21 protein-coding genes are annotated in these 25,425 nt (G+C 74.1%); 16 read left to right on the plus strand and 5 right to left on the minus strand.

Features of this window, described 5'->3' with window-relative positions; genetic code table 11:
- Window positions 1–214: 214 nt before the first annotated feature.
- From ABT106_RS05300 to ABT106_RS05310, 3 genes are all read left to right on the plus strand, one after another.
- Entirely contained in the window at window positions 215–1,564 is a 1,350-nt protein-coding gene (locus tag ABT106_RS05300; RefSeq protein ID WP_351272580.1) for an alkaline phosphatase PhoX, read from the plus strand.
- A 591-nt stretch (window positions 1,565–2,155) separates the two neighbouring features.
- On the plus strand, window positions 2,156–3,019 hold the full coding sequence (locus tag ABT106_RS05305) for a polyphosphate kinase 2 family protein (protein WP_351272731.1): 864 nt from the start codon (window positions 2,156–2,158) through the stop codon (window positions 3,017–3,019).
- Window positions 3,020–3,036: 17 nt separating this feature from the next.
- Complete coding sequence (locus tag ABT106_RS05310; RefSeq protein ID WP_351272583.1) at window positions 3,037–3,942, plus strand: polysaccharide deacetylase family protein; 906 nt, start codon at window positions 3,037–3,039, stop codon at window positions 3,940–3,942.
- A gap of 28 nt (window positions 3,943–3,970) precedes the next feature.
- On the opposite strand, the gene ABT106_RS05315 is transcribed toward ABT106_RS05310, so the two are convergent.
- Together ABT106_RS05315 and ABT106_RS05320 are read right to left on the minus strand one after the other, a co-directional pair.
- Window positions 3,971–4,195, minus strand: coding sequence for a hypothetical protein (locus ABT106_RS05315; protein WP_351272586.1), 225 nt, complete (start codon window positions 4,193–4,195; stop codon window positions 3,971–3,973).
- A 167-nt stretch (window positions 4,196–4,362) separates the two neighbouring features.
- Window positions 4,363–5,037 (minus strand): AIM24 family protein, encoded by a 675-nt coding sequence (locus ABT106_RS05320; RefSeq protein ID WP_351272589.1) that lies wholly within the window; start codon window positions 5,035–5,037, stop codon window positions 4,363–4,365.
- 71 nt (window positions 5,038–5,108) lie between these two features.
- Here ABT106_RS05320 and ABT106_RS05325 point away from each other — a divergent pair, with 71 nt between their 5' ends.
- From ABT106_RS05325 to ABT106_RS05340, 4 genes are all read left to right on the plus strand, one after another.
- On the plus strand, window positions 5,109–5,861 hold the full coding sequence (locus ABT106_RS05325; RefSeq protein WP_351272592.1) for an aminoacyl-tRNA hydrolase: 753 nt from the start codon (window positions 5,109–5,111) through the stop codon (window positions 5,859–5,861).
- A 119-nt stretch (window positions 5,862–5,980) separates the two neighbouring features.
- Window positions 5,981–7,393 carry an MbnB/TglH/ChrH family RiPP precursor modification enzyme gene (locus tag ABT106_RS05330; protein WP_351272594.1) on the plus strand — a complete coding sequence of 471 codons (1,413 nt, stop codon included), beginning with the start codon at window positions 5,981–5,983 and terminating at the stop codon, window positions 7,391–7,393.
- The gene (locus tag ABT106_RS05335) at window positions 7,390–8,439 is read left to right on the plus strand and encodes a TIGR04222 domain-containing membrane protein (RefSeq protein ID WP_351272596.1); all 1,050 of its coding nucleotides are present in this window, start codon (window positions 7,390–7,392) and stop codon (window positions 8,437–8,439) included. Before ABT106_RS05330 ends, ABT106_RS05335 begins: the two co-directional genes overlap by 4 nt.
- Window positions 8,440–8,586: 147 nt before the next feature.
- Window positions 8,587–10,251: an alpha/beta fold hydrolase gene (locus ABT106_RS05340; RefSeq protein ID WP_351272599.1), complete on the plus strand. Its 1,665-nt coding sequence runs from the start codon at window positions 8,587–8,589 to the stop codon at window positions 10,249–10,251.
- Window positions 10,252–10,359: 108 nt separating this feature from the next.
- Here ABT106_RS05340 and hemQ read toward each other — a convergent pair whose 3' ends face one another.
- Together hemQ and hemG are read right to left on the minus strand one after the other, a co-directional pair.
- On the minus strand, window positions 10,360–11,073 hold the full coding sequence (gene hemQ / locus ABT106_RS05345; RefSeq protein WP_351272602.1) for a hydrogen peroxide-dependent heme synthase: 714 nt from the start codon (window positions 11,071–11,073) through the stop codon (window positions 10,360–10,362).
- Between the two features lie 23 nt (window positions 11,074–11,096).
- Window positions 11,097–12,566: a protoporphyrinogen oxidase gene (gene hemG / locus ABT106_RS05350; protein ID WP_351272605.1), complete on the minus strand. Its 1,470-nt coding sequence runs from the start codon at window positions 12,564–12,566 to the stop codon at window positions 11,097–11,099.
- Window positions 12,567–12,705: 139 nt separating this feature from the next.
- Between hemG and ABT106_RS05355 the strand changes: the two genes are divergently transcribed.
- Both ABT106_RS05355 and ABT106_RS05360 read left to right on the plus strand, forming a co-directional pair.
- Window positions 12,706–13,815 carry a DUF4349 domain-containing protein gene (locus ABT106_RS05355; RefSeq protein ID WP_502979220.1) on the plus strand — a complete coding sequence of 370 codons (1,110 nt, stop codon included), beginning with the start codon at window positions 12,706–12,708 and terminating at the stop codon, window positions 13,813–13,815.
- A 96-nt stretch (window positions 13,816–13,911) separates the two neighbouring features.
- A complete protein-coding gene (locus tag ABT106_RS05360) occupies window positions 13,912–15,294 on the plus strand; it encodes an FAD-dependent oxidoreductase (RefSeq protein WP_351272610.1) in 1,383 nt (460 codons plus the stop codon).
- 124 nt (window positions 15,295–15,418) lie between these two features.
- Here ABT106_RS05360 and hemE read toward each other — a convergent pair whose 3' ends face one another.
- A complete protein-coding gene (gene hemE, locus ABT106_RS05365) occupies window positions 15,419–16,522 on the minus strand; it encodes a uroporphyrinogen decarboxylase (RefSeq protein WP_502979221.1) in 1,104 nt (367 codons plus the stop codon).
- A 91-nt stretch (window positions 16,523–16,613) separates the two neighbouring features.
- On the opposite strand from hemE, the gene ABT106_RS05370 reads away from it, so the two are divergent.
- From ABT106_RS05370 to ABT106_RS05400, 7 genes are all read left to right on the plus strand, one after another.
- On the plus strand, window positions 16,614–17,270 hold the full coding sequence (locus ABT106_RS05370; RefSeq protein WP_351272616.1) for a DUF3000 domain-containing protein: 657 nt from the start codon (window positions 16,614–16,616) through the stop codon (window positions 17,268–17,270).
- 344 nt (window positions 17,271–17,614) lie between these two features.
- Window positions 17,615–18,277 carry a response regulator transcription factor gene (locus ABT106_RS05375; RefSeq protein ID WP_267720058.1) on the plus strand — a complete coding sequence of 221 codons (663 nt, stop codon included), beginning with the start codon at window positions 17,615–17,617 and terminating at the stop codon, window positions 18,275–18,277.
- Between the two features lie 145 nt (window positions 18,278–18,422).
- Window positions 18,423–19,742 (plus strand): ribonuclease D, encoded by a 1,320-nt coding sequence (locus ABT106_RS05380; protein WP_351272619.1) that lies wholly within the window; start codon window positions 18,423–18,425, stop codon window positions 19,740–19,742.
- A gap of 168 nt (window positions 19,743–19,910) precedes the next feature.
- Complete coding sequence (locus ABT106_RS05385) at window positions 19,911–20,654, plus strand: ferritin-like domain-containing protein (RefSeq protein WP_351272622.1); 744 nt, start codon at window positions 19,911–19,913, stop codon at window positions 20,652–20,654.
- A gap of 137 nt (window positions 20,655–20,791) precedes the next feature.
- Window positions 20,792–22,018 (plus strand): thiolase family protein, encoded by a 1,227-nt coding sequence (locus ABT106_RS05390; protein ID WP_267720055.1) that lies wholly within the window; start codon window positions 20,792–20,794, stop codon window positions 22,016–22,018.
- Window positions 22,015–24,153 (plus strand): 3-hydroxyacyl-CoA dehydrogenase NAD-binding domain-containing protein, encoded by a 2,139-nt coding sequence (locus ABT106_RS05395; RefSeq protein ID WP_351272624.1) that lies wholly within the window; start codon window positions 22,015–22,017, stop codon window positions 24,151–24,153. Before ABT106_RS05390 ends, ABT106_RS05395 begins: the two co-directional genes overlap by 4 nt.
- A gap of 166 nt (window positions 24,154–24,319) precedes the next feature.
- Window positions 24,320–25,378, plus strand: a complete 1,059-nt coding sequence (locus ABT106_RS05400) for a phage baseplate protein (protein ID WP_351272627.1) — start codon at window positions 24,320–24,322, stop codon at window positions 25,376–25,378.
- The last annotated feature ends 47 nt before the right edge of the window (window positions 25,379–25,425 follow it).

A 25,425-nucleotide genomic window follows, 5' to 3' on the forward strand; every position in this document is an offset into this window, starting at 1 on the left:
ACGGCGGGCAGCCGCCCCGCCTTCAGGTCCTCCTCCACCAGGGCCCGCTGCTCCTTGGACACCGAACCGTGGTGCGCTCGGGCCAGCAGCGGCGGAACCCGGGGACCCGGTGGTGTGACACCCGGCCGGAGAGCGCTCGCGTCGGCCCCCGGCGGGCGGGCCACCGTGGTAGCACGGGCCGTCCACATCTCCCGTACCGCCGACCGGAGTTCCGATGTCCGTCACCCGACGCAGCCTGCTCGCCGCCGGCGGGATCGCCTTCACCGGGGCGCTCGGCGCCCTGTTCACCGGTCGCGCCGGGGCCGCCCGGGCCACCACCCGGGGCTACGGACCGCTGCTGCCCGATCCTCGCGGGCTGCTCGACCTGCCCGCCGGGTTCTCCTACCGGGTGCTCTCCCGGGCGGGCGACCCCCTGCGCTCCGGCGAGGGCCCCGTCCCGGCCAACTGCGACGGCATGGCCGCCTTCGACGCCGGCGGCGGCAACCGGGTCCGGCTGGTCCGCAACCACGAGAACCGCACCACCGCCGCCCTGCGCGTCCCCGCCGTCGCGGGACTCACGTACGACCCGCAGGCACTCGGCGGCTGCACGGTCCTGGAGCTCGACGGGACCGGCCGGGCCGTCGGTGAGCGGGTCGCCCTCGCCGGTACGGCCGTCAACTGCGCGGGCGGGCGGACCCCCTGGAACACCTGGCTGAGCTGCGAGGAGACCGAGGACCGCGCGGGCACCTCCGGCTACACCCTGGACCACGGCTACGTCTTCGAGGTCGACCCCGCCGACCCGCACCGCTCGGGGGCCGTCCCGCTCACCGCGATGGGCCGGTTCGCGCACGAGGCCGTCGCCGTGGACCCGTACAGCGGGATCGTCTACGAGACCGAGGACGCCTTCGTCGAGCCGTTCGGGCTGTTCTACCGCTTCCTGCCCGAACGACCCCTCGGCGGCCCCGGCTCGCTGCGCGCGGGCGGCGCCCTGGAGGCCCTGCGCGTACCGGGGCTGGCCGACCTGTCGGTGGTGGACGAACCCGGGGCGGAGTTCCCGGCGCGGTGGGTGCCCGTACCGGACCCGGGAGCGGCCACGACCCCGGTCCGCCTCCAGGACTTCGGGCCCGGCGGGATCACGCACGCGCAGAAGCTGGAGGGCTGCTACTGGGGTGACGGCGGGGTGCGCTTCGTCTCCAGCTACGCCCGCAGCCGCGAGGGATCGGCCGCCGACCACCACGGCCAGGTGTGGTCCTACGACCCGCGGCGCGGCCGGCTCCGGCTCGACGTCCTCTTCGGCCCGGCCTCGGACACCGCCCTGCCCGGGGACTCCCCCGACAACATCTGCCTGGCGCCGGACGGCGGCCTGATGGTGTGCGAGGACGGCGGCGGGGCGCAGTACGTCTTCGGCGTCACGGTGGACGGCGAGGTCTACCCGGTGGCGCGCAACGCGCAGGACGTGGGGCAGCCGGGGGCGCCGGAGTGGGGGGAGTTCGCCGGGGTCACCTTCTCCCCCGACGGCCGGACGATGTACGTGAACGCCTATGCCCCGGGGACGACGTTCGCGGTGTCGGGGCCCTGGCGCTGACACCGGCCGCATCGCGTTTCCGTTCGATCGGGTGGAAGATCGAACGGAATCGACGCGATTGGGGTAGGTGGCGTGGCGAGGAAGCACACGGATCAGCGGAAGCGGCAACCCGAACCGGGCGGCCCCGAGTCCCCGGACACCCGCGAACCGGCGGAGCCGGGCGGGACCACGAAGGGCTCACCCGACCCGAAGGCCGAACGGGCCGAACCCGCCAAGCGGGCCAAGGGCGCCAAGGGAGCCAAGGGGGCCAAGGGAGCCAAGGGAGCCAAGGGGGCCAGGAAGGCCGACGACGGAACCGGGCCCACGACCAAGAGCAAGGCCAAGGCCAAGGCAAAGGCCGAGAAGGCCGAAAAGGCCACCGGCACGGTCAAGGCGCCGGCCCGCCCGAAGGACGACGACGGGCCCCGGCCCGACGCCAAGGGCAAGAAGGCCGAGAAGGCCAAGGGATCCAAGGCGGCAAGGAGCACGGGCAAGGCCAAGGCCAAGGCCACGGCCAAGGCCACGGCCACGGCCACGGCCACGGTCGAAGCCGTCGACCGGCCCGGGGCGGATCAGCTCGGGACCGGGCCGGAGGCCGCGGGCCGGGAGCGTCTGGAGTGGCCAGGGGCCGGGAGTGGTCCGGAGCTGCGGGATCTGCTGCGGGTTCCGGCGGGCGAGCGCGTGGACCTGCGCCGCTTCGACCCCCGCGCCACCCCCGCCGGACCCACGGGCAAGGCGGCCGGGGTCGCGGCCACCGGCGCCCTCGCGGAGCGGCTCGGCTCCCTCCAGGAGCGGCTCTACGCGGCCGGTACCGCCGGGAGCCGGCACCGCGTCCTGCTCGTCCTCCAGGGCATGGACACCAGTGGCAAGGGCGGCACCGTCAAGCACGTCATCGGCCACTTCAACCCGGCCGGCTGCCGTGTCCGGGCCTTCAAGGCGCCCACGCCCGAGGAACACAGCCACCCCTTCCTGTGGCGCGTCACGCAGGCCCTCCCCCAGCCGGGTGAGATCGGCATCTTCGACCGCTCCCACTACGAGGACGTCCTCATCGCCCGCGTCCGCGAGCTGGTGCCCCGCAGCGTGATCGGCCGCCGGTACGGGCAGATCAACCGGTTCGAGGAGGGCCTCGCCGACGACGGCGTGACCATCGTCAAGGTCTTCCTCCACATCTCCTACGAGGAGCAGCGCGAGCGGCTCCTCGAGCGGCTCGACAACCCGGACAAGCACTGGAAGTTCAGCCGGGGCGACATCGACGACCGCAGTGTGTGGCCCGCGTACCAGGAGGCGTACGAGAAGGCCATGGAGCGGTGCTCCACCGACGCCGCGCCCTGGTTCGTCGTCCCCTCGGACCGCAAGTGGTACCGCAACTGGGCGATCAGCACGCTGCTGCTGGAGCATCTGGAGGCCATCGGTCCGCAGTACCCGAAGGGTGAATTCGACGTGGAGGAGTGCCGTGCACGTCTGATTGCCACATAGTCATATATTTTGCCTGCGTGACTATTTCTGTGCGCAAAGCGGCAGCCGTAGCCGCGCTCGGTGCCGCCCTCGCGGGTTGCGGGGGCGGCACCGGCACGTCGGACGCCGGACGTGAGGCCCGCATGGGCACCCCGGCGGCGACGCCCTCCGCCACCGCCTCCCCGTCCGGTAAGGCGTCCGCCGCCCCCGGTCCGTCCGCCCCGCAGGCCGGCCCGCCCGGCAAGCCCCCGACGATGGCGCCCGGCCCGAACGGCCTGACCCCGGTCTTCGAACGGGCGCGCCAGCAGGCCGACAAGACCGTCGCGCTGACCTTCGACGCCGACATGACCTCCGACCAGGGGCCGCGGGCCGCGGACGGGGAGCACTTCGACAACCCGGCGTTGATCTCGGCGCTGCGCACGCTCAAGGTGCCCTCGACGGTGTTCATGACGGGCCGCTGGGCCGAGGAGTACCCGGACCAGGCGAAGTCCATCGGCACCGACCCGAACTTCGAGATCGCGAACCATTCCTACAGTCACCACGCCTTCACGGCCCCGTGCTACGGGCTGCCCGTGCTCGACGCCGCGGCCGCCCGGGCCGACGTGGACCGGGCCTTCGCCGCCTTCCGCACGGCGGGCGCGGTCAACACCGTCCCGTACTTCCGCTTCCCCGGGGGCTGCTACGACGACCGGTCCCTGCGGTCCCTGTCCACCGCCGGGATCACGGCCGTCCAGTGGGACGTGGTCAGCGGCGACGCGTTCGCGAAGGACCCGGACGCCGTGGCCGAGCAGGTGCTCGCCGGGGTCAAGCCGGGCTCGGTGGTGGTCATGCACTGCACGCGCAGCGCCGCCCCGGTGACCGAGGAGGCCGTCCGGAAGATCGTCCCGGAGCTGCGCAAGCGGGGCTACCGCTTCGTGAAGGTGTCCGAGCTGATCGGCACGTAGCCGGCCCGGGAGCGGGCGGCGGCGGGGCTCAGCCGGAGCAGGCGGTGCGCTGCGCGTCCTGCCACTCGCACACCGGGCACAGCACCACGCCCGGCGTCGCCACCCCGTACTCGGTGGGCTTGCCGCACTCCAGGCAGTCGGCGTACGGCGGCCCGGCCACCCGTCCGGCGGGCGCGGCCGGGGCCGGGGCCGGGGCCGGGGCCGGGCAGTACGACGGGATCTCTTCCTGCTGCTCCACGCGCTGCTGCTCCATGCGTACGAGCCTACTCAGCCGGGCCCGCCGGACGGCGGGCACCCGCCTCCCGCGGCCGCCGTCACCGGAACCCGGTGGCTCGCGGACGCCGCCGCAGCTCCCACGGGGCCTGCTCCCCGGCTCCCGGCGCCCGCCACCGCCGGGAGGGCCGGGGAGCGTCCCGGGCGTCAGTGCGCCCCGGTCCGCTCGGTGACCTCGCTCGGGCGGACCAGGACGAATCCCTCGCCCCGCAGCATCAGCTGGACGGCCTCGCCGGATCCGCCGCGGATCATCGAGCCGGCCGACTGGGAGCGGTGCAGCCCGGTCTCCAGCCCGGCGCTCCAGCCGACGACCGCGTCGGTGTCCACGTAGACCGGGGCCTGCGCGGTGACCGGGATGACGATCGGGGCGCCGTCGCAGACGACGGCGAGCTTTCCGGTGCCGGTGAAGAGGCTGTTGAAGAGGCCGCCGCCGGCCATGCCGGCGCCCTTCACCATCTTGATCTCGTAGGACAGGGTCGGGTCGAAGCACAGCACGTTGCGGCCGTTGACGGTCAGGGCGTCGCCCGGCTCGAAGTCGACGATGAAGCAGTTGCCGCCCTGGTGGGCGAACCAGACCTCGCCCTGCCCCCGCACGGTCATCAGCGCGAGGCCCTCGCCGGTGACGGCGCGCTTGAGCATGCCGCCGATGCCCTGTCCCTTGCGTTCGAACTGGAGGCTGCCCCGGAAGGCCACCATCGAGCCCTGGCGCGCGAGCATCTCGCCGTCGACGGCGTACTTCACCGACTTGGCGTTCTGCAGGGTCATGCCCGGGGCGGTGGCGGGGCGGGCCAGGTTCTCGGAGGCGAACAGGTCACTCTTCATGGCTTCGATCCTCACCCGGCGCGGGCACCCTGGGCGTCATCCTGAAGGCGGAGGCTGGCATCCTTGGCAGGATGAGCAGCCAGCCCGCGCACGACACCACGGACGTACCCCCCATCGGGTCGGACCATCCCTTCCGCCAGGAGCACGCCGTCCGCGACGAGGCCCCTCAGTTCGTCCTGCCGCTGGTCGTACGGATCGAGAAGGCCGGGCCGCCCGCCCGCACGGACGCCCTGGAGACCGCGGCCCGCGCGGTACTCGTCCTGCTGACCGACGAGCGGGCGCACGAGGGGGGCGAGTGGGCCGAAGCGGTCCGGGACTGGCAGGACGCCCGCATCCGCAAGGTGGTCCGGCGGGCGCGCGGCGCGGAGTGGCGCAAGGCCGGGACCCTGCCCGGCGTCACCGTGCTCGGCGAGGCGGCCGAGGTGCGGGTCTTCCCGCCGGTGCCGCTCGACGGCTGGCCCAAGGAACTGGCCAAGCTCCAGGTCTCGGGCACCGACCTGGACGACCCCGGGCCCGTCGCGGCCCCCGCCGGCGCGGACCTGCCCGTGCTGTGGCTCAACCCGGGCCTGGAGATGTCGGCCGGCAAGGCCATGGCGCAGGCCGGGCACGCGGCGCAGCTCGCCTGGTGGGAGCTGACCGGGCCGGAACGGGCCGCCTGGCGGGAGTCCGGCTTCCGGCTGGCCGTACGGACCCCGCCGCGCGAGCGCTGGGCGGAGCTGAGCGGGAGCGGGCTGCCGGTGGTCCGGGACGCGGGCTTCACCGAGATCGCGCCCGGCTCGTGCACGGTGGTCGCGGACCACCCGGCGCTGCGGGCCCGGCTCTGAGCCCGCTCCACGGTCCCGCGGAACCTCAAATGTTGCTCTGAACGTCCCCCTACGCGATTGGCGTGACCCCGCCGGGGCGATGACACCGGCACAGGGTCCGATGAAAGGGGGCGGGGGACATGGAGCCCATGGCACACCTGGGGGTGGGCATCGGCTGGCGGCCGGAGATATCGGTCGCCGTCGAGCGGCTGCCCGGACTGGACTGGGTCGAGGTCGTGGCCGAGAACATCTGCCCGGGCCACCTGCCCGACGCGCTGGTGCGGCTGCGCGAACGCGGCGTGCGCGTCGTACCGCACGGGGTCTCCCTGGGACTGGGCGGCGCGGACCGTCCCGACCCGGAGAAGCTGGCGGCGCTCGCCGAGCGGGCGGTGGCGCTGGGGGCGCCACTGGTCACCGAGCACATCGCGTACGTCCGCACCTCCTCGCCCGCGCTGGAGGCCGGTCACCTGCTGCCGGTGCCGCGCACCCGCGACGCGCTGGACGTGCTGTGCGAGAACGTACGGATCGCGCAGGACGCGCTGCCCGTGCCGCTGGCGCTGGAGAACATCGCCGCGCTGATCTCCTGGCCGGACGAGGAGATGACCGAGGGCGCGTTCCTGTCGGAACTGGTCGCCCGGACCGGTGTCCGGCTGCTCATCGACGTCGCCAACCTGCACACCAACCGGGTCAACCGCGGCGAGGACCCGGCGGCGGTGCTGGACGCGGTCCCGCTGGAGGCGCTGGCGTACGTGCACGTGGCGGGCGGGGTGGAGCGGGCCGGTGTCTGGCACGACACGCACGCGCACCCGGTGCCGCCGGTGGTGCTGGACCTGCTGGCCGCGCTGCGCTCCCGGGTGGATCCGCCGGGCGTCCTGCTGGAGCGGGACGACGACTTCCCGCCGGAGGCGGAGCTCGCCGGGGAACTGACCGCGATCCGCACGGTGCTGACGGCCGCCGGCCCGGACTCCGGCCCGGACTCCGCGCCGTCGCGCGGACGCGTCCCCACGGCGGCGGGGGTGAGCGCCGTGACGGCTGCGTCGGCCCCCGCGGCGCCTGCGGCCGGGGCCACGGCCGCGGCGCCCGCGCCGACGCCGGTTCCGGCCGCGCCGGAGGCGGCGCCCGCTCCGCCCGCCCCGGCCGGTGAGGCCGTCCGGACGCGCGTCGGGCTCCGACAGGCCGCCCTGCTGTCGGCCCTGGTGGCCGCGACGCCCGTGCCCGAGGGGTTCGACCGGCGGCGCGTCCACGTGCAGGCCCGCGCCCTGATCGCCAAGCGGGCCGGGGTGGTGGCCGCGCTGGCCCCCGAACTGCCCGGGATCCTCGGCGGCGACGGACCGTACCGCGAGGCGTTCTCCGCGTACGCCGGGGGGCGCCCCATGACCGGCGGGTACCGCCGGGACGCCCTGGACTTCGCCGAGCACCTCCTCATCCGGGACCTGCCGGCGGACCCGGCCGCCCGCCGCCGGCTGACCGCCTGGTGGCGGGACCGGGCCGGGGCCCGACCGCCGCGCCGCGTCGTGCGCTGGGCCCGCGCCCTGGTGGGGAGAGCCGCGTGAACCTCCTCGCCCTGGCGCTCTGGATCGGCGTGAGCGCCTCCACCGTCCTGCTCTTCCTCGGCCTGCGCCGCTCCCGGCCACAGGCCCCCGGACCGGCCTCCGGCCTCCACGACCTGTCCGAGGCCGCGTTCCTGTCGGGCGGGCCGGGCGGCGTGGTGGACACCGCGCTCGTCTCCCTCCTCGCGGACGGCCGGCTGGTGGTAGGCGGCCCGGGCATCGTCCACGTACGGCCCGGGGCACGGGCCGCCGACACCGCCGAGCGCGCCGTGCTCCAGGCCCACCAAGGCGCCGCCTCGGGATGGCTCTACCAGGTCCGGTACGCCGCCATGCTCGACCCCGCCGTACAGGAGACCGGTGACGCGCTCGCCGCCCGCGGGCTGCTGTCCCCGCCCGGCTCCGGGCGGACCTCGCGGCGCTGGGCACTGGTCCAGACCGTGGTGTGCGCGGTGCTGATCCCGGTGTCGCTGCCGCTGACCTTCCTCGCGTACGCCCTGGGGTCCGGCCCGGCGGTGCCGTTCGCGCTGAAGGTGGTGCCCGCGCTGCTCGGCGGGATCATCGCGGCCCGGATCGCCGCCGCCCGGGCCCGGAGCCGGCTGACCCCGGCGGGCGCCCGGGCGCTGCGCGCACTGCGCGGCTCATACGCGAACGATCCGAACCCGTACGTGCGGACCGCGCTGTTCGGGCTGCGCGGGCTGCGGGACCCGTTCCTGCGGCAGCAGCTGGTGCCGGCGGCGCGCGGCACCCGGCTCGCGGCGGCCCAGGCGCGCGGCCGCAGCACCGGCCACCGCTCCCCCGACCACGGATCGTCCGCCGACGTCCTGCCGGTGCTCTGGTGCGCCGGGAGCGACGGCGCGGGGGGCGGCGGCGGATCGGGCGGCTGCTCCGGCGGCGGCGCGGGCTGCTCCTCGGGCTCCGGCTGCGGCTCCTCGGGAGGCAGCGGCGGAGGGGGCGGCGGCGGTTGCGGCAGCAGCGGTTCCAGCTGTTCGAGCAGCTCCGGTTCCAGTTGCGGCAGTTCGTCCGGCTCCAGTTGCTCCAGCAGTTCCTGACCGTCCGTCACGACGGGCCGCGGGTACGGCAACCGGGGGCGGATCGCGCGGCAACGGAGCCATGCGGTCCGACACCCGCCGTCGGTTCTTTACAGGAGCGCGGTCCGGGCATCTGATCGGCCCATCGGACTATGCGAAGGGGCCGCCGTGCGGACGACGCCCGCCTCCCTGGGAGCCGTCACGGCGGCGCTCGCCCTCCTCCTGTGCGCCGCCCCAGCCGCCCCAGCCGCCCCGGCAGCCCCGGCAGCCCCGGCAGCCCCGCCCGGCGGGCGGGCGGCGGCGGAGGACCGCGGAGCCGCTCTCGTGGCCCGCCGCGCCGCCAGGGCCACGGCGGGCCTCGCGTTCCGGCCCTGCCCCGCCGCCGAGGAGCTGCCCGGCCCCGTCCGGTGCGCCGTCCTGCGGGTCCCGCTCGACTACGCCCGCCCCGACGGCCCGCGGATCTCCCTCACCGTCAGCCGGGTCCCCGCCACCGGCTCCGGCGGCGCCGCCCGGCAGGGGGCCCTCGTCCACAACCCCGGCGGTCCGGGCGGCTCCGGCATGTACTTCCCGCTCGTCGCCGGGCTGCCGCAGTGGCGGCGGATCGCCGCCGCGTACGACCTCGTCGGCTACGCCCCGCGCGGCGTCGGCCGCTCCGCCCCGCTGTCCTGCCGGGACCCCGCCGACCGGGCCGGGGGCCCCACCCAGGTCCCCGTCCGGCCCTCCGCCGCCTACAAGGCGGAGCGCCTGGCCGCCGCCCGGGCGTACGCGCGCGGCTGCGCCGAGCGGGCGGGAGCCGCCCTCGCGCACTACACGACCGCGAACAACGTCCGCGACCTGCACGTGCTGCGCGCCGCGCTCGGCGAGCCGAAGCTGACGTTCCTGGGCTCCTCGTACGGCACCTACCTCGGAGCCGTCTACGCCACCCGCTACCCGGGACACGTCCGCCGCATGGTCTTCGACTCGGCCGTCGATCCGGATCCGGCCCGGGTCTGGTACCGCAACAACCTCGGCCAGGCGCCCGCCTTCGAGCGCCGCTGGTTCGACTTCCGCGCCTGGGCGGCCCGCCACCACGACGTCTACGGCCTCGGCGCCACCCCGGAGGCCGTCCGCGCGAGCTACGAGCGGGTCCGCGCCGCGGTGGCCCGTACGCCCGCGGGCGGCGTCGTGGGAACCGGTGAACTCCAGGCCGCGTACCTGCGGGCCGCGTACTACGACGACGTGTGGCCGGACCGCGCGGCGGCCCTGGCGGCCTACCTGCGCGGCGACCCGGGCCCGCTGACCGCGCAGGCCGCCCCGGACCGCTCGGAGGCGGGCGCGGCCGCGGCGGAGAACGCGACGGCCGTCTACACGGCGGTGCTGTGCAACGACGCCCCGTGGCCCGCGGACTGGGCGGTCTGGGACCGCGACAACACCGAGCTGGCGCGTACGGCCCCCTTCGAGACCTGGGCCAACGCCTTCCTGAACCTGCCGTGCGCGTCCTGGCCCGTACGGGACCGGCAGCGGCCCGTCGACGTGGGCACCCCGCGCCCGGGGCTGCCGCGCACGCTCGTCGTCGCCGCGGAGCGGGACGGGGCCACCCCCTACCGGGGGGCGCTGGAGCTCCAGCGGCGCCTGGGCGCGGAGGCGGCGCTGGTCACGGAGCGGGGCGCGGGACACCACGGGGTGGTCGGCGGACGCAACGACTGCGTGGACCGCCACGTGGAGCGGTATCTGCTGACAGGTGGCACCGCGGGATGGCGTGTCACGTGTGGACCGCATCCGGAGCCCGCACCGGTGTCGCTGGACGGCCGGGCAGCGCGTGCCCGCAGGGCATCGCTGCCGCCTGCCGTCTGAACTTCCGGGCGGGGTCTCCGGCTGCGTCGATTCGGGGGCTGTGCCTCCCGATCCACCGGCAGCGCCTCAGTCAGGGGCGCGCGCCGGTCCTTCCCCCCAGGGGAGGTATCAGGCGAGCCCGGCGACCAGATCGGCCACGGACTTGCGGCGCCCGGTGTAGAAGGGCACCTCTTCACGGACGTGCATGCGGGCCTCGGAGGCGCGCAGGTGACGCATCAGGTCGACGATCCGGTACAGCTCGTCGGCCTCGAAGGCCAGCATCCATTCGTAGTCGCCGAGCGAGAAGGAGGCGACGGTGTTGGCGCGCACGTCGGGGTAGCCGCGGGCCATCTTGCCGTGATCGGCGAGCATGCGGCGGCGGTCCTCGTCGGGCAGCAGGTACCAGTCGTAGCTGCGCACGAAGGGGTAGACGCTGATGTAGTCGCGCGCGTTCTCGTCGGCCAGGAAGGCCGGGATGTGCGACTTGTTGAACTCGGCCGGGCGGTGCAGGGCCATGTTCGACCACACCGGCTCCAGCGCGCGGCCCAGCTTGGTGCGGCGGAACAGGTTGTAGGCGCCCTGGAGTTCGTCCGCCGTCTCGGCGTGCCACCAGATCATGACGTCGGCGTCGGCGCGCAGGCCGGACACGTCGTAGGTGCCGCGGACGGTGATGTCCTTGGCGCCCAGCTGGTCGAAGAGATCCTGGACCTCGTCGGCGTAGCCGGCGCGGTCCTCCGGGAGTACGTCCTTCAGCTTGAAGACGGACCACAGGGTGTAGCGGATGACCTCGTTGAGGTCCTTCGCCTTCTTCCCCGCGTTGGGAATCTTCTCTGGTGCAGTCATGTGTCCATTGTCCCGTGTGCTGATCAGTGGTCGGTGCCAGGGGTGCCGATCGCGGTGGTCACCGCGGCGGCGGCCCTGTGCGCACTGGCGACGCACGCCGGAATGCCCACCCCGTCGTAGAGCGCCCCGCACACCGCGAGGCCCGGCAGGGCCGCGACGGCGCCGCGGATGCGGGCGACGCGGGCGAGGTGGCCGACGGGGTACTGGGGCAGGCCGCCGTCCCAGCGGGTGACGGTGGAGGCGACCGGGCGGGCCGTGAGGCCGACGGCCTCGCCGAGGTCGGCGAGCGAGACGCCGACCAGGTCCGCGTCGTCGCGGGCGAGGTCCGCCTCGTCGCCGTGACGGCCCACGGAGGTGCGCAGCAGGAAGAGTTCGGGGTCGGTCCCGGCCCAGGCCCACTTGTTGCTGGAGAAGGTGGCGGCCTTGATGGTGCGGCCGTCCACCGGCGGGACCAGGAAGCCGCTGGCGCCGCCGCCGGTGACGGAGGCGGGCAGTTCGCAGCGGCGGAAGGCCATCGTGACCAGGGCCATCGAGGCGTACTCGACGGAACGCAGTGCGGCGGCGGCGTCCGGGGCCAGCCCGTCGAGCAGCCGCGCGGCGGGCCCGGCCGGGGTGGCCAGGATCACGCCGTCGGCCTCGATGACCTCCCTGCCGGCCAGCACCCGCCAGCCCCCTGGGGTACGGGTCAGCCCGCTCACGGGGGTGTCGAGGAGGATCCGCGCCCCGGCCGCGCGGCAGGTCTCCGCGACGGCGAGCGGGAGCCGGCCGATGCCGCCGTCGATGCCGGCGAAGACCGGGCCGGCCGCCTGGGGCTGCTCCGCCGCCCGGCGCTGGAGTTCGCGTACGCCGTCGCCCAGCAGGGCGTGCGTACGGGCGGCCTCGAAGAGCTGGGGAACGGCCGCGCGCATGGAGATGCGGTAGGCGTCGCCCGCGTAGACCCCGCCGAGGAGGGGTTCCACGAGCCGGTCGACGACCTCGCGGCCGAGCCGGGCGGCGACGTAGGCGCCGACGGCCACGTCCTCGCCGATCTCGGTGGGCGGCTGCTCGTGCTCGGCCCCGATCCGGGCCAGGCCCTCCGGGGAGAGCACCCCGGACGCGGAGAGGGGGCCCAGGTCGCCGGGGACGCCCATGACGTGCCCGCGCGGCATCGGCCGCAGCTCGCCGCGGGTCCACAGGTGGGCGGTGGCGGTGGCGGGCGCCTGCAGGGCTTCGCCGAGGCCGACGGCGCGGGCCAGTTCCAGGGCTTCGGGGCGGCGGGCGAGCACGGACTCGGCGCCGAGGTCGACGGGCAGGCCGGCGAGTTCGCCGGCGCGCAGTTTGCCGCCGAGCCGCGGTCCGGCCTCCAGCAGGGTGACGCGTACGCCGTCGGCGAGCAGCCGGTGGGCCGCGGCGAGGCCCGCGATGCCGCCGCCGACCACGACGACGTGGCCCGGGGAGCCGGCCGGGGCCCCGGGGCCGCCCGGCCGGTCCGTACGCATGTCCGCTTCGTGCATGGACACATCGTCTCAGACCGATCACCGAGGCCGGACCGTGACCGCATCGGGACCGGCCCGGAACCGCGGAAGTGAAACCCGCGCCGGGACTCTGGACGTCGAACCGGCAACACCAGCCGATCCACGGGGGTTCACCATCATGCATTCCGTGCGCGGACACCGCTCCGCGGCCGCTCTGACCGCTCTCTCCCTGGCCGGGGCGCTCGCCCTCACCGGCTGCGGGGCCGGCTCCTCCGAGGACAAGTCCGCCGCGCGGCCGGCCGCCGCCGACCGGGCCCCGGCGGCCGGTCCGCAGGACGGTGCGGCGCAGGAGGGCGGGGCGGCCGCGGCCAAGCCGGGTGCCGGAAGCGCCGCGCCCTCGGCGGCGGACGCCAAGGCCCAGCCGCAGCCCGCCCCGGTCCGCGCCCACGTGATCCGTACGGCGACGCTGGGCATCGAGACGGCGGAGCCGCAGAAGGCCCTCGCGGCGGCCCGCACGGAGGCGGAGCGTTCGGGCGGGTACGTGGGCAACGAGTCCACCGGGCGCGGCAAGGACGGCCGGGTCACCTCGACGGTGACGCTGCGCGTGCCGGGCGAGCGCTTCGACGCCGTGATCGGCTCGCTGGAGGGCGGCGGGAAGCTGCTGAACCGCAAGGTCGAGACGCAGGACGTGGGCGAGAGGGTCGCGGACGTCGACAGCCGGGTCAAGTCGCAGCAGGCCAGCGTGGTCCGGGTGCGCGAGATGATGGACCGGGCCTCGGCGCTGAGCGACGTGGTCATGCTGGAGGGCGAGCTGAGCCGGCGCCAGTCCGACCTGGAGTCGCTGCTCGCCCAGCAGGGCGCGCTGAAGGACCAGACCGCGCTGGGCACCATCACCCTCTCCGTGTCCGAACCGGCCCCGCAGGCCGCGGAGAAGAAGAAGGAGGACGAGGCGGGCTTCGCCGACGCGCTGCGCGGCGGCTGGGACGTCTTCTCCACCCTGGTGCGGTACCTGGTCCTCGCGGTCGGCGCGGTGCTGCCGTTCGCCATCGCGGCGGCGCTGCTCGCGCTGGCGTTCCGGGTCTACCGCGGGCTGCGGCCCGCGAAGCCGCGCGCGGCGGCCGCCGTCGCGCGGGTCCCCGCGCAGGGCGCTCCCGGGCCCTGGACCACGCCCGCGCCGCCGGCCGGCGCCCCCGACGCCGCTCCGTCCCGCGCGAGGGCTTCGTCCCCCGCCGACTCCCCCGCCGGCTCCCCCACCGGGAACGGGACCGGGACGGACGGACAGGGCTGAGGCGGGCCGGTACGGGGGAACACGCTTGCGCCCGTAGCGTGTTCCCCGGACGACGGTGACGGTGACGGTGACGGTGACGGAAGGACGGTACGGGCGATGGCGGCGGAACGACTGGTGGTGGTCGGCGGGGACGCGGCGGGGATGTCCGCGGCGTCACAGGCGCGGCGGCTCAAGGGTGCGGCGGAGCTGGAGATCACCGCCTTCGAGCGCGGGCACTTCACCTCGTACTCCGCGTGCGGGATCCCGTACTGGATCGGCGGCCAGGTGGCGGAGCGGGACGACCTGATCGCCCGGACGCCCGAGGAGCACCGGGCCCGCGGCATCGACCTGCGCACCCGGACCGAGGTCGTCGAGCTGGACCTGTCCGGGCAGCGGGTCAGGTCCCGCGATCTGGAATCGGGGTCCGAGTCCTGGACCGGCTACGACCAGCTCGTGCTGGCCACCGGCGCCCGCCCGGTGCGGCCGCGGCTGCCCGGCATCGGCGCCCACGGGGTCCACGGCGTGCAGAGCCTGGACGACGGCCAGCGGCTGATGACGACCCTGGAGCGTACGCAGGGCCGCCGCGCGGTCGTCGTGGGCGCCGGCTACATCGGCGTGGAGATGGCGGAGGCCCTGGTCGGCCGCGGGTACGAGGTCACCGTCCTGCACCGGGGCGAGCAGCCGATGGCCACCCTGGACCCGGACATGGGCGGCCTGGTGCACCGGGCGATGAACGGCATGGGCATCGTCACGGTCTCCCGCGCCGAGGTCACCAAGATCCTGACCGACGGGGAGAACCGGGTCCGCGCGGTGGCGACGGCGGACGGCGACGAGTACCCGGCGGACGTGGTCGTCCTCGGCATCGGCGTGGAGCCCCGCACCGCCCTGGCCCGGGCGGCCGGGCTGCCGCTCGGCCTGTCGGGCGGCCTGCTCACGGACCTGTCGATGCGGGTCCGCGGCCACGGGAACATCTGGGCGGGCGGGGACTGCGTGGAGGTCCTCGACCTGGTCTCGGGCCGTACCCGGCACATTCCGCTGGGCACGCACGCCAACAAGCACGGACAGGTCATCGGCTCGGGCGTGGGCGGCGGCTACGCCACCTTCCCCGGGGTGGTCGGAACGGCGGTGAGCAAGGTCTGCGACCTGGAGATCGCCCGTACGGGGCTGCGCGAGAAGGACGCCCTGGACGTGGGCCTGCGCTTCGTCACCTCGACGATCACCTCCACCAACACGGCGGGCTACTACCCGGGCGCGACGGAGATGACGGTGAAGATGATGGCCGAGCGCCGCACGGGCCGGCTCCTCGGCGTGCAGATCGTCGGCGGCGCGGGCGCGGCCAAGCGGGTGGACGTCGCGGCGGTCGCCCTCACGGCGGGCATGACGGTGGACCAGATGGTCTCGCTGGACCTGGGCTACGCCCCGCCGTTCTCCCCGGTCTGGGACCCGGTCCTGGTGGCGGCCCGCAAGGCCGTCTCGGCGGTGCGCGCGGCCGGGGTGTAGCGGCTCCCGTCCGGCGGCGCGGCCCCCGGACGTGCGGGGCGGGCCCGATGTGCGGAACGCCGGTCCGTGCCGTGTCGTGCGCGGCGCGGTACCGGCGTCCCGGTCGTCTTCGGTGCCGTCCGGCTCAGCGGGCGGTCCTGGTGTGGACGTGGTCCACCAGGCGGGTCAGGGCGTCGGGGTCGGTCGTCGGCAGGACGCCGTGGCCGAGGTTGAAGATGTGGCCCTCCAGGCCGGCGGCGGCCGCGAGGACCTCGTCCGTCTTGGCCTCGACCGCCTCCGGGGTGGAGAAGAGCACGGCGGGGTCCAGGTTGCCCTGGAGTGCCTTGCCCGGACCGACGCGGCGGACGGCCTCGTCCATCGGGATCCGCCAGTCGACGCCCATGACGTCCGCGCCGGCCTCGCCCATCAGGCCCAGCAGCTCGCCCGTGCCCACGCCGAAGTGGATGCGCGGGACGCCGTAGGACGCGACGGACTCGAAGACCTTCGCCGAGGCCGGCATCACGGAGCGGCGGTAGTCGGCCGGGGCGAGCGCGCCGACCCAGGAGTCGAAGAGCTGGACGGCGGAGACGCCGGCCTCGATCTGGACCTTCAGGAAGGCCGAGGTGATCTCGGCGAGGCGGTCCAGCAGGTCCGCCCACAGCTGCGGGTCCCCGTACATGAGGGCCTTGGTGTGCTCGTGGTTGCGGGACGGGCCGCCCTCCACGAGGTAGCTCGCGAGGGTGAACGGCGCGCCCGCGAACCCGATGAGCGGGGTGGAGCCCAGTTCACCCGTGAGCATGCCGATCGCCTCGGTGACGTACGCGACGTCCTCCGGGGTGAGGTCGCGCAGCTGTGCGAGGTCCTCGCGGCGGCGGATCGGCCGGGCGACGACCGGGCCGACGCCCGGCTTGATGTCCAGGTCGATGCCGATGGCCTTCAGCGGGACCACGATGTCGGAGAAGAAGATCGCCGCGTCCACGTTGTGGCGGCGCACCGGCTGCAGCGTGATCTCGGTGACCATGTCGGGCCGCATGCAGGACTCGAGCATCTGGGTGCCCTCGCGCAGCTTGCGGTACTCCGGCAGTGAGCGCCCCGCCTGCCGCATGAACCACACCGGGGTGTGGGGCACCGGCTCCCGCCGGCACGCCTTCATGAAGGCGGAATCGTACGTCTGACTCGGCTGGCCCGTGGACGGGGTCTCCCCAGCTCGGGCGGAGCCTCGAGCGAGGGGAAGGTCGTTGGCACTCACGCCCCGAATCCTCGCACGTATGAAGAAGTGCCCGGCCCGGTGCGGGTGTCCCTGCGCCGTACGGGCGCTCGTTCCGCCTAGTCTTCCCCGCATGGCTGCGGCTCAGGGACGATTTTCAGATGGCGCTGACGGTACGGACAGCGCGAAGGAGAGCTCCGTCCCGCTCCCGTTCCGGCGGGCGGTCGACGGCTTGAAGAAGGCGCGGCTGCGGGCGGGGATCGAGATCGACCCCACGAAACCGCCGCAGAGACTGGCACCGCACGCGTACGCGCTGGAGGCTGCGGTCGTCGACGGTGAGGACGATCTGGCGGACGGCCGGCTCATCCTGCTCCACGATCCGTCCGGGCACGACGCCTGGCACGGAACGTTCCGCCTGGTGACGCTGGTACGGGCGGAGCTGGAGCCGGAGATGGCCGCCGACCCGCTCCTGCCCGAGGTGTGCTGGTCCTGGCTGACCGGGGCGCTCGACGCGCGCGGGCTGACGTACGGAGAGCCGAGCGGCACCGTCACGATGGCGGGCTCGCACTACTTCGGCGGGCTCTCGGAGCGGCGGCCGGCGACCCAGATCGAGATCCGGGCCTCGTGGACGCCCCGTGAGGGGGTGGGCGGGGTGCCGGACACCTCGGCCCACCTGTCGGCCTGGTGCGAGCTGCTGTGCCAGATCGCGGGGCTGCCGCCGGTGGGTCCGACGGACGCGGTCACCGGTGTGGTCTCCCTGCCACAGCGGCGCGGTCCGCACCACCCGTAGCCGCGGGGCCGTACGGCGGTGCGCGCGAGGCCGCGTACCGGCCCGTGCCCGGCCCCCGGACCGGGCCGGCGCGGACCCCGCGCGGAGCGTCCGGAACGGCCCGCGGCCTCGTACGGCCGCTCGAAGCCCGGAACCGAGTGTCGCAACGGGGCTTCCCTTGTGGGCTTCTGATCACCCGATGATCGATCGTGCGTCCGAATTGCCCGAATTGTTACTCACCAAATCGTGATCATTCCCTAAAGCCGGGCGGGTGACGTGCCGAAGGAGTCAGTGACCATCCGCACGGTTCGCACCGGCTTCCTTCCCCGAGCCGGCCGTCCCGCCACTCCCCCCAGGAGGCCTAGGTGTCCGTTCTTCTCGAGCAGCCCGCAAGCCTGGTCGCCTACCGCCCGAACAAGCCGACGGCCATGGTCGTCGTGGCCGACCCGCGCGTACGTTCCACCGTGACCCGCCATCTGTGGGCCCTCGGAGTTCGCGACGTGATCGAGGCTTCGTCCATCGCGGAGGCCCGTCCCCGCGTCGCCAGCCCGCGCGACATCTGCGTGGCCGACGTACACCTTCCCGACGGTTCCGGTCTCACCCTGCTGTCCGAGACCCGCGCCGCCGGCTGGCCCAACGGCCTGGCCCTGTCCGCCGCCGACGACATCGGCGCCGTCCGCAACGCCCTCGCGGGCGGAGTGAAGGGCTACGTCGTCACCGGCACCCGGACGAACATCGGGCTCCCCACCCGGCCCGGCGCCGCCCCCATCGGCGCTGCCGCCGCCCGCATGCACCGCCGCCCCCCGGGTGCCCCGAGCCACCCGGGCGGATACCGAGAGCTCTCCGGCCGCGAGGTCGAGGTCCTGCGCCTCGTCGCGGAGGGCCAGTCCAACAAGGCCATCGGCGTATCGATGGGCCTGTCCGCCCTGACCGTCAAGTCCCACCTCGCCCGGATCGCCCGCAAGCTGGGCACCGGCGACCGGGCCGGGATGGTCGCCGTCGCCCTGCGGACCGGAATCATCCACTGATCCCGCCCCGAGGCTCCCGGGCGAACTCCAGCGGTGGCTGGGGGTGCCCCCGGGGGAACCCGGGGAGCCGTCCGTTCTCACCCCCGCGCCCGTCGCCGGAACGTTCCGGCGACGGGCGCGTCACATCCACCGATACCCTTGACCGGTGACCGACGCCCAAGAGACCGCAGCAGACGTGCGCACCACCACCGGGGGCGGCCCCCCGGACGAACGAGCTCCGTCCGACGGGCCGCCGATCCCCCTGCTCGAACCCCGCGAGGGAATCCCGCCGGTCGTCGCCGACGCGGAGGCCCTCGCCCATGTGGTCGCGGCCTTCGCCGCGGGCACCGGACCCGTCGCCGTGGACGCCGAGCGCGCCTCCGGCTACCGCTACGGACAGCGCGCCTACCTGGTGCAGCTGCGCCGCGAGGGGGCCGGCTCCGCGCTCATCGACCCGGTGGGCTGCCCCGACCTGTCCGACCTCGGCGAGGCCCTGTCCGGCACCGAGTGGATCCTGCACGCCGCCACCCAGGACCTGCCGTGCCTGCGGGACATAGGCATGGTGCCCACGTCCCTGTTCGACACCGAGCTGGCCGGCCGCCTCGCCGGCTTCCCCCGGGTGGGACTCGGCGCGATGGTCGAGGGCGTGCTCGGCTACGCGCTGGAGAAGGGCCACTCCGCCGTCGACTGGTCCACCCGCCCGCTCCCGGAGCCGTGGCTGCGCTACGCCGCACTGGACGTCGAGCTGCTGGTGGACCTGCGGGACGCGCTGGAGAAGGAGCTGGACCGGCAGGGCAAGCTGGAGTGGGCCCGCCAGGAGTTCGACGCCATCGCCGCCGCGCCGCCCGCCCCGCCGCGCAAGGACCCCTGGCGCCGTACGTCCGGCATGCACAAGGTGCGCCGGCGCCGGCAGATGGCGGTCGTACGGGAGCTGTGGGAGTCCCGGGACCGGATCGCGCAGCGCCGTGACGTGTCGCCGGGCAAGGTGCTCGGCGACGGCGCGATCGTCGAGGCCGCTCTCGGGCTGCCCGCGAACGTGCAGGCCCTGTCGGCCCTGCCCGGGTTCGGGCAGCGGATGGGCCGGCGCCAGCTGGACCAGTGGATGGCCGCCGTGGACCGGGCGAAGGCCCTGCCCGAGAGCGAGCTCCCGCAGCCGGGTGCGAGCCTGGCCGGTCCGCCGCCGCCGCGCTCCTGGGCGGACAAGGACCCCGAGGCCGCGGCCCGTCTGTCGGCCGCCCGCGCCGCCGTCTCGGCGCTCGCGGAGGGCCTGAACCTGCCCCAGGAGAACCTGATCTCCCCGGACACGGTCCGCCGGCTGTGCTGGGAGCCGCCGGCGCCGCTCGGCCCGGACGCGGTCGCGGAGGCCCTCGCGGGCCACGGCGCCCGTCCGTGGCAGATCGAGCAGGTGACCCCGGCGCTCGTCACGGCCCTGGCCGCGACGTACGAGGTGCCGCCGGAACCCGATCAGCCCAGCGCCACGGTCTGATCCGCACCGCGGTCCGGTCCGCGGTCCGGCCCACGGCCTGATCCGCGGTCCGGTCCGCGGTCCGGTCCGCGACCACCGAAAGCCCCCGGCCACCGGCCGGGGGCTTTGTTACGCGCTCATGACACCCGCGCCCTTTTGAACACGCTCAACCCTCAGTAGGTTCTGAACATGATCAAAACTGGGTACGGGGAATGGATCGCGGACTTCGGGGCCGAGCGGGAGCGCCGCGCGGCGCTGGGGGACCCGGACTGGGCGCGGGGCGCCCGCCTCGCCCCGGCGGTCGTCCGGTCCGTCCAGAAGTTCCAGGTGGGCGAGGACGGCGACGGATCGGAGCTGATCGGCAAGGCGGAGCGCGCGGGCGACGCCGGCTACACGGAGGCGGTCCGGCTGTTCGTCGCCGAGGAGCAGAACCACGCGCGGATGCTGGCGCTGCTCCTCGCGGCCGGGGAGGCGCGGACGCTCCAAGGGCACTGGAGCGACGCCGCGTTCGTCCGGCTGCGGCGGCTGATGGGGCTGAAGCTGGAGCTGCTCGTCCTGATGATCGCCGAGGTGGTGGCCCTGCGGTACTACCGCGCCCTGCGGGACGGCACCTGCGACCCGCTGACGTCCGAGACCGCCGCCCGGATCCTGGCGGACGAGGAACGGCACGTCCCCTTCCACTGCCAACGGCTGCGCGAGGGGCTCGCGGGGCTCCCCCGGCCGGTCCGGCGGGCCGTCACCGGCGGGTGGCGGGTGCTCCTCGGCGGCGCGGCCGTCCTGGTCTGCGTCGACCACGGGCCGGCCCTGCGCGCGCTGGGCGTCCGGCGCCGCACGTTCGTGGCGGACGTACACCGTTCCTCGGCCGCCATGGCCTCGGCGATGTCGGCCGGGCCCGCGCGGGAACCCGCAGCGGCCGAGGGGGCCGGAGTGTGACCTTCGCCGCTCCTCCCGGAGGGGGTGTGCACATTGGTTACCCGCAAGTAGCATGATGAGGTGAGCGCGCGCTCAGCGGCACCCGCCGAGCGCGCACCCGCGCAGCAGTGCGCACCCGCACCTGGAGGAGAGCCAACGTGCCTCGTACCGTCAGGGACGTCGTCTTCGTCGACGGCGTCCGCACCCCGTTCGGCAAGGCGGGCCCGAAGGGCATCTACCACGAGACCCGCGCCGACGACCTCGTCGTGAAGGCGATCCGGGAGCTGCTGCGCCGCAACCCGGACCTGGACCCCAAGAAGATCGACGAGGTCGCCATCGCCGCGACCACGCAGATCGGCGACCAGGGCCTCACGCTGGGCCGTACGGCCGGCATCCTCGCGGGCCTCCCGCAGTCGGTCCCGGGCTACTCGATCGACCGCATGTGCGCCGGTGCGCTCACCGCCGTGACCGCGGTCGCGGGCGGCGTGGCCTTCGGCGCGTACGACGTCGCCCTCGCCGGTGGCGTCGAACACATGGGCCGCCACCCCATGGGCGAGGGCGTGGACCCCAACCCGCGCTTCGTCTCCGAGAAGCTGGTCGACGAGTCCGCCCTGTTCATGGGCATGACCGCCGAGAACCTGCACGACCGGTACCCGACGATCACCAAGCTCCGCGCCGACGAGTACGCCGTGCGCTCGCAGGAGAAGGCCGCCAAGGCGTACGCCGACGGCAAGATCCAGCAGGACCTGGTGCCGGTCTCGGTGCGCAACACCAACGAGGCGGCGGGCGAGACGGGCTGGGGCCTGGTCACCACCGACGAGCCGATGCGCCCGGGCACCACGCTGGAGAACCTGGCCGGCCTCAAGACCCCGTTCCGCCCCCACGGCCGGGTCACCGCGGGCAACGCCGCCGGTCTCAACGACGGCGCCACCGCCGCGATCATCGCGTCCGAGGACTTCGCCCGGGAGAACAACCTCCCGGTCAAGATGCGCCTGGTCTCGTACTCCTTCGCGGGCGTCGAGCCGGAGGTCATGGGCTACGGCCCGATCCCGGCCACCGAGAAGGCCCTCGCGCAGGCCGGTCTGACGATCGACGACATCGGCCTCTTCGAGGTCAACGAGGCTTTCGCCGTACAGGTCCTGGCCTTCCTGGAGCACTACGGCATCGCCGACGACGACGCGCGCGTGAACCAGTACGGCGGCGCCATCGCCTTCGGTCACCCGCTCGCCTCCTCGGGTGTGCGCCTGATGACGCAGCTGGCCCGCCAGTTCGAGGAGCAGCCGCACGTCCGCTACGGCCTGACCACCATGTGCGTCGGTTTCGGCATGGGCGCCACCGTCGTCTGGGAGAACCCGCACTTCACCTCCGAGGGAGACTCCAAGTGAGCACCACCACTGAGCTCCTGAAGGGCGCGGCCGAGCTGTTCCCGGACGAGGTCGTCACGCAGGCGCACATCCGCCACCTGGACCTGCCGCTCGGCGCCGGGCGCTTCGCGCTCGTCACGCTGGACAACGGCCTGGACCACACCAAGCCGACCACCTTCGGCCCGCAGTCCCTCGCCAACCTGAACGCGGCGATCGACCGGCTCGAGCAGGAGGCCGCCGCCGGCTCCATCGTCGGCGCGGGCATCACCGGGAAGCCGTTCATCTTCGCGGTGGGCGCCGACCTCAAGGGCGTCGAGCTGCTGAAGAAGCACGACGAGGCGCTCGCCATCGGCAAGGGCGGCCACGACGTCTTCAAGCGCCTGGCGGCGCTGGCCGTCCCGACCTTCGCCTACTACAACGGCGCGGCGATGGGCGGCGGTGTCGAGGTCGGCCTGCACTGCTCCTACCGCACCGTCTCCAAGGCCATCCCGGCCTTCTCGCTGCCCGAGGTCTTCCTCGGCCTGGTTCCCGGCTGGGGCGGCTGCGCCCTGCTGCCGAACCTGATCGGCGCGGACCGCGCGGTCTCGGTGATCATCGAGAACTCGCTGAACCAGAACAAGCAGCTGCGCGGCAAGCAGGTCCTCGACCTGGGCATCGCGGACGCGCTGTTCGAGGGTGCGGACTTCCTGGAGCAGTCGCTGCTGTGGACCGCGGGCGTGCTGAAGGGCACCACCGAGGTCGTACGCGCGGAGATCGACCGCGGCGAGGGCTGGGACGCGGCCGTCGCCCGCGGCCGCGCCATCGCGGACTCCAAGGTGCACGGCGCGGCCCCGGCCGCCTACCGCGCGCTGGAGATCATCGAGGCGGCCAAGGACGGCGACCTCCAGAAGGGGTTCGACGCCGAGGACACCGCGCTCGCGGACCTCATCATGGGCGGCGAGCTGCGCTCCGGCATCTACGCCTTCAACCTGGTCCAGAAGCGCGCCAAGCGCCCGGCCGGCGCCCCGGACAAGTCCCTGGCCCGCCCGGTCACCAAGGTCGGCGTCGTGGGCGCGGGTCTGATGGCCTCGCAGCTGGCGCTGCTCTTCCTGCGCCGCCTGGAGGTGCCGGTGGTCCTCACCGACATCGACCAGGAGCGCGTGGACAAGGGCGTGGGCTACGTCCACGCCGAGATCGGGAAGCTGCTCGGCAAGGGCCGCATCAACCAGGACAAGGCCAACCGCCTGACCGCCCTGGTGACCGGCGTCCTGGACAAGGCCGAGGGCTTCGCGGACGCGGACTTCATCATCGAGGCCGTGTTCGAGGAGATGTCGGTCAAGCAGAAGGTGTTCGCGGAGGTCGAGGCGGTCGCCCCGGCGCACGCGGTCCTCGCCACCAACACCTCCTCGCTGTCGGTGTCGGAGATGGCCTCCAAGCTCCAGCACCCGGAGCGCGTGGTCGGCTTCCACTTCTTCAACCCGGTCGCGATCCTCCCCCTGCTGGAGATCGTCCGCGGCGAGCAGACCGACGACGCCTCGCTGGCCACGGCCTTCGGTGTGGCGCGGAAGCTGAAGAAGACCGCGGTCCTGACGAAGGACGCCCCGGCGTTCGTCGTGAACCGCATCCTCACCCGCTTCATGGGCGAGATCCAGAACGTCATCGACGAGGGCACCCCGGTGGCCACGGCCGAGAAGGCCATCGAGCCGCTCGGTCTGCCGATGTCCCCGCTGGTGCTGCTGGAGCTCGTCGGCCCCGCGATCGGGCTGCACGTCTCCGAGACCCTGAACCGCTCCTTCCCGGAGCGCTTCACCGTCTCCCCCAACCTGAAGCGGGTCGTCGAGGCCGGCAAGCGCGGCTTCTACGTCTACTCGGCCGAGAACGGCTTCAAGCCGGAGCTCGACCCCGAGGTCGCCGCCCTCCTGGTCCAGGGCGACAGCGTCCTGACCGAGGAGCAGGTCCGCGACCGCGTCCTGGACGCGGTGGCGCAGGAGATCGGCCTGATGCTGGACGAGGGTGTCGTGGCCGAGGCCCAGGACATCGACCTCTGCCTCATCACGGGCGCCGGCTGGCCCTTCCACCTGGGCGGCGTCACGCCGTACCTGGACCGCGAGGGCGTCTCGGAGCGCGTGAACGGCAAGAAGTTCCTCGCCCCCGGTCTGGCGAGCGTCCCGGTCTGAGGAATTGCGGTGTGGCGGGTTCCGGCCTGCCATACCGTCGCATAGCGATGCGAACGCACATCGGGCGTCCGTCCCTCAACGGGGGCGGGCGCCCGTTGGCGTTGCGATACGTGCCGGCCGGGGGCCGATGCGGGAGCCGGCCGGCCCTGATGACAGAATGCCGGACATGGCGGACAACCAGACACCTTTCAGCCGGCGGACCCTTCTGTTCGCCGGCGGCGCCGTTGCCGCCGGAATTACCGCGAGCAGCCTGGCCTGGCCCCGGGGCCACGAACCGGACGAGCCGGACGTAACGGACGAGCAGAACGACCTTCCCCGGATCGTCGGCGAATTCGACATGCGCTCCGGCACCGAGATACTCGCGCCCGCGCGGCTCTTCAACACGACGGGCCCGCAGTCATTCGCCTTCGACGACGTGAACGGTCTGGTCTACACGCTCCAGACCCTGCAGGCCGGAATCCGCCTTTCGGACGAGGACGAGCCGCTGGCCGCCGCCGACCGCAAGGACGCCGGGGACATGTGCCTGACGCGGCTGACCGCGGCGGGGAAAGTCACCGGCCACATGTATCTGCGCGGTTTCGGGCACGGCATTTCGTTCGCGGTCGAGCCGGTGGGCAAGCGCACCCACCTCTGGGTGGAGGGGAAGGCGGACCCGAAGACCGGCTACGGCCGCTCGGTGGCCCGTACGCCGTTCAAGGACGGGGCGATCCTGGACAGCTCGGACTCGTCCGTGACCCACTTCGACCCGCTGCCGGGCGCCTCTGACGTCTCTCCCTCCCTCGACCTGGCCGGCGGCCGCGTGCTGGTGAGTCACGAACGGGGCGGCGAACGGCGATTCGCCGTATACCAGATGGAGGATTTCCTCGCCGGGCGCACGGAATCCGCGGCGTTCGTCAAAGCCGGCGTACAGGTCAGGGAAGAGGAATGGTTTCAGGGCTGCGCACTGCACGGAAACTTCATCTACATACTGACCGGAAACCCGTACACGGACAGAAAGGGTAAGAACCCCCGGAAGTCCGGCGGCAACACATATCTTTCCGCTATCGATGTCACCACCGGAAAGGCTCAGGGCCGTCAGCGCGTCACCGTGGCTCCTGATCTTGCCTACCGGGAGCCCGAGGGAATGGCCGTCACCCTGGCGGGGGGCCGGGTGGGATTGTGCATCGGCTTTTCCGTGAAGACCGAAGACCGCCGGGAACTGACGCTCTATCGCTTCACGGCGTGAGCGGGCGCCTTCGGATCGAAGGCCCGCCATCCGCCCCCGATGAACGG

The sequence above is a fragment of the Streptomyces sp. NPDC002044 genome, from assembly GCF_040296725.1.
Classification (GTDB): domain Bacteria; phylum Actinomycetota; class Actinomycetes; order Streptomycetales; family Streptomycetaceae; genus Streptomyces; species Streptomyces antarcticus.

Coding starts and splice junctions, on each gene's coding strand:
- ABT106_RS05300 (WP_351272580.1), top strand. CDS start 215: ATGTCCGTCACCCGACGCAGCCTGCTCGCCGCCGGCGGGATCGCCTTC.
- ABT106_RS05315 (WP_351272586.1), bottom strand. CDS start 4,195: ATGGAGCAGCAGCGCGTGGAGCAGCAGGAAGAGATCCCGTCGTACTGC.
- ABT106_RS05320 (WP_351272589.1), bottom strand. CDS start 5,037: ATGAAGAGTGACCTGTTCGCCTCCGAGAACCTGGCCCGCCCCGCCACC.
- ABT106_RS05325 (WP_351272592.1), top strand. CDS start 5,109: ATGAGCAGCCAGCCCGCGCACGACACCACGGACGTACCCCCCATCGGG.
- ABT106_RS05330 (WP_351272594.1), top strand. CDS start 5,981: ATGGAGCCCATGGCACACCTGGGGGTGGGCATCGGCTGGCGGCCGGAG.
- hemQ (WP_351272602.1), bottom strand. CDS start 11,073: ATGACTGCACCAGAGAAGATTCCCAACGCGGGGAAGAAGGCGAAGGAC.
- hemG (WP_351272605.1), bottom strand. CDS start 12,566: ATGCACGAAGCGGACATGCGTACGGACCGGCCGGGCGGCCCCGGGGCC.
- ABT106_RS05355 (WP_502979220.1), top strand. CDS start 12,706: ATGCATTCCGTGCGCGGACACCGCTCCGCGGCCGCTCTGACCGCTCTC.
- ABT106_RS05360 (WP_351272610.1), top strand. CDS start 13,912: ATGGCGGCGGAACGACTGGTGGTGGTCGGCGGGGACGCGGCGGGGATG.
- ABT106_RS05370 (WP_351272616.1), top strand. CDS start 16,614: ATGGCTGCGGCTCAGGGACGATTTTCAGATGGCGCTGACGGTACGGAC.
- ABT106_RS05385 (WP_351272622.1), top strand. CDS start 19,911: ATGATCAAAACTGGGTACGGGGAATGGATCGCGGACTTCGGGGCCGAG.
- ABT106_RS05400 (WP_351272627.1), top strand. CDS start 24,320: ATGGCGGACAACCAGACACCTTTCAGCCGGCGGACCCTTCTGTTCGCC.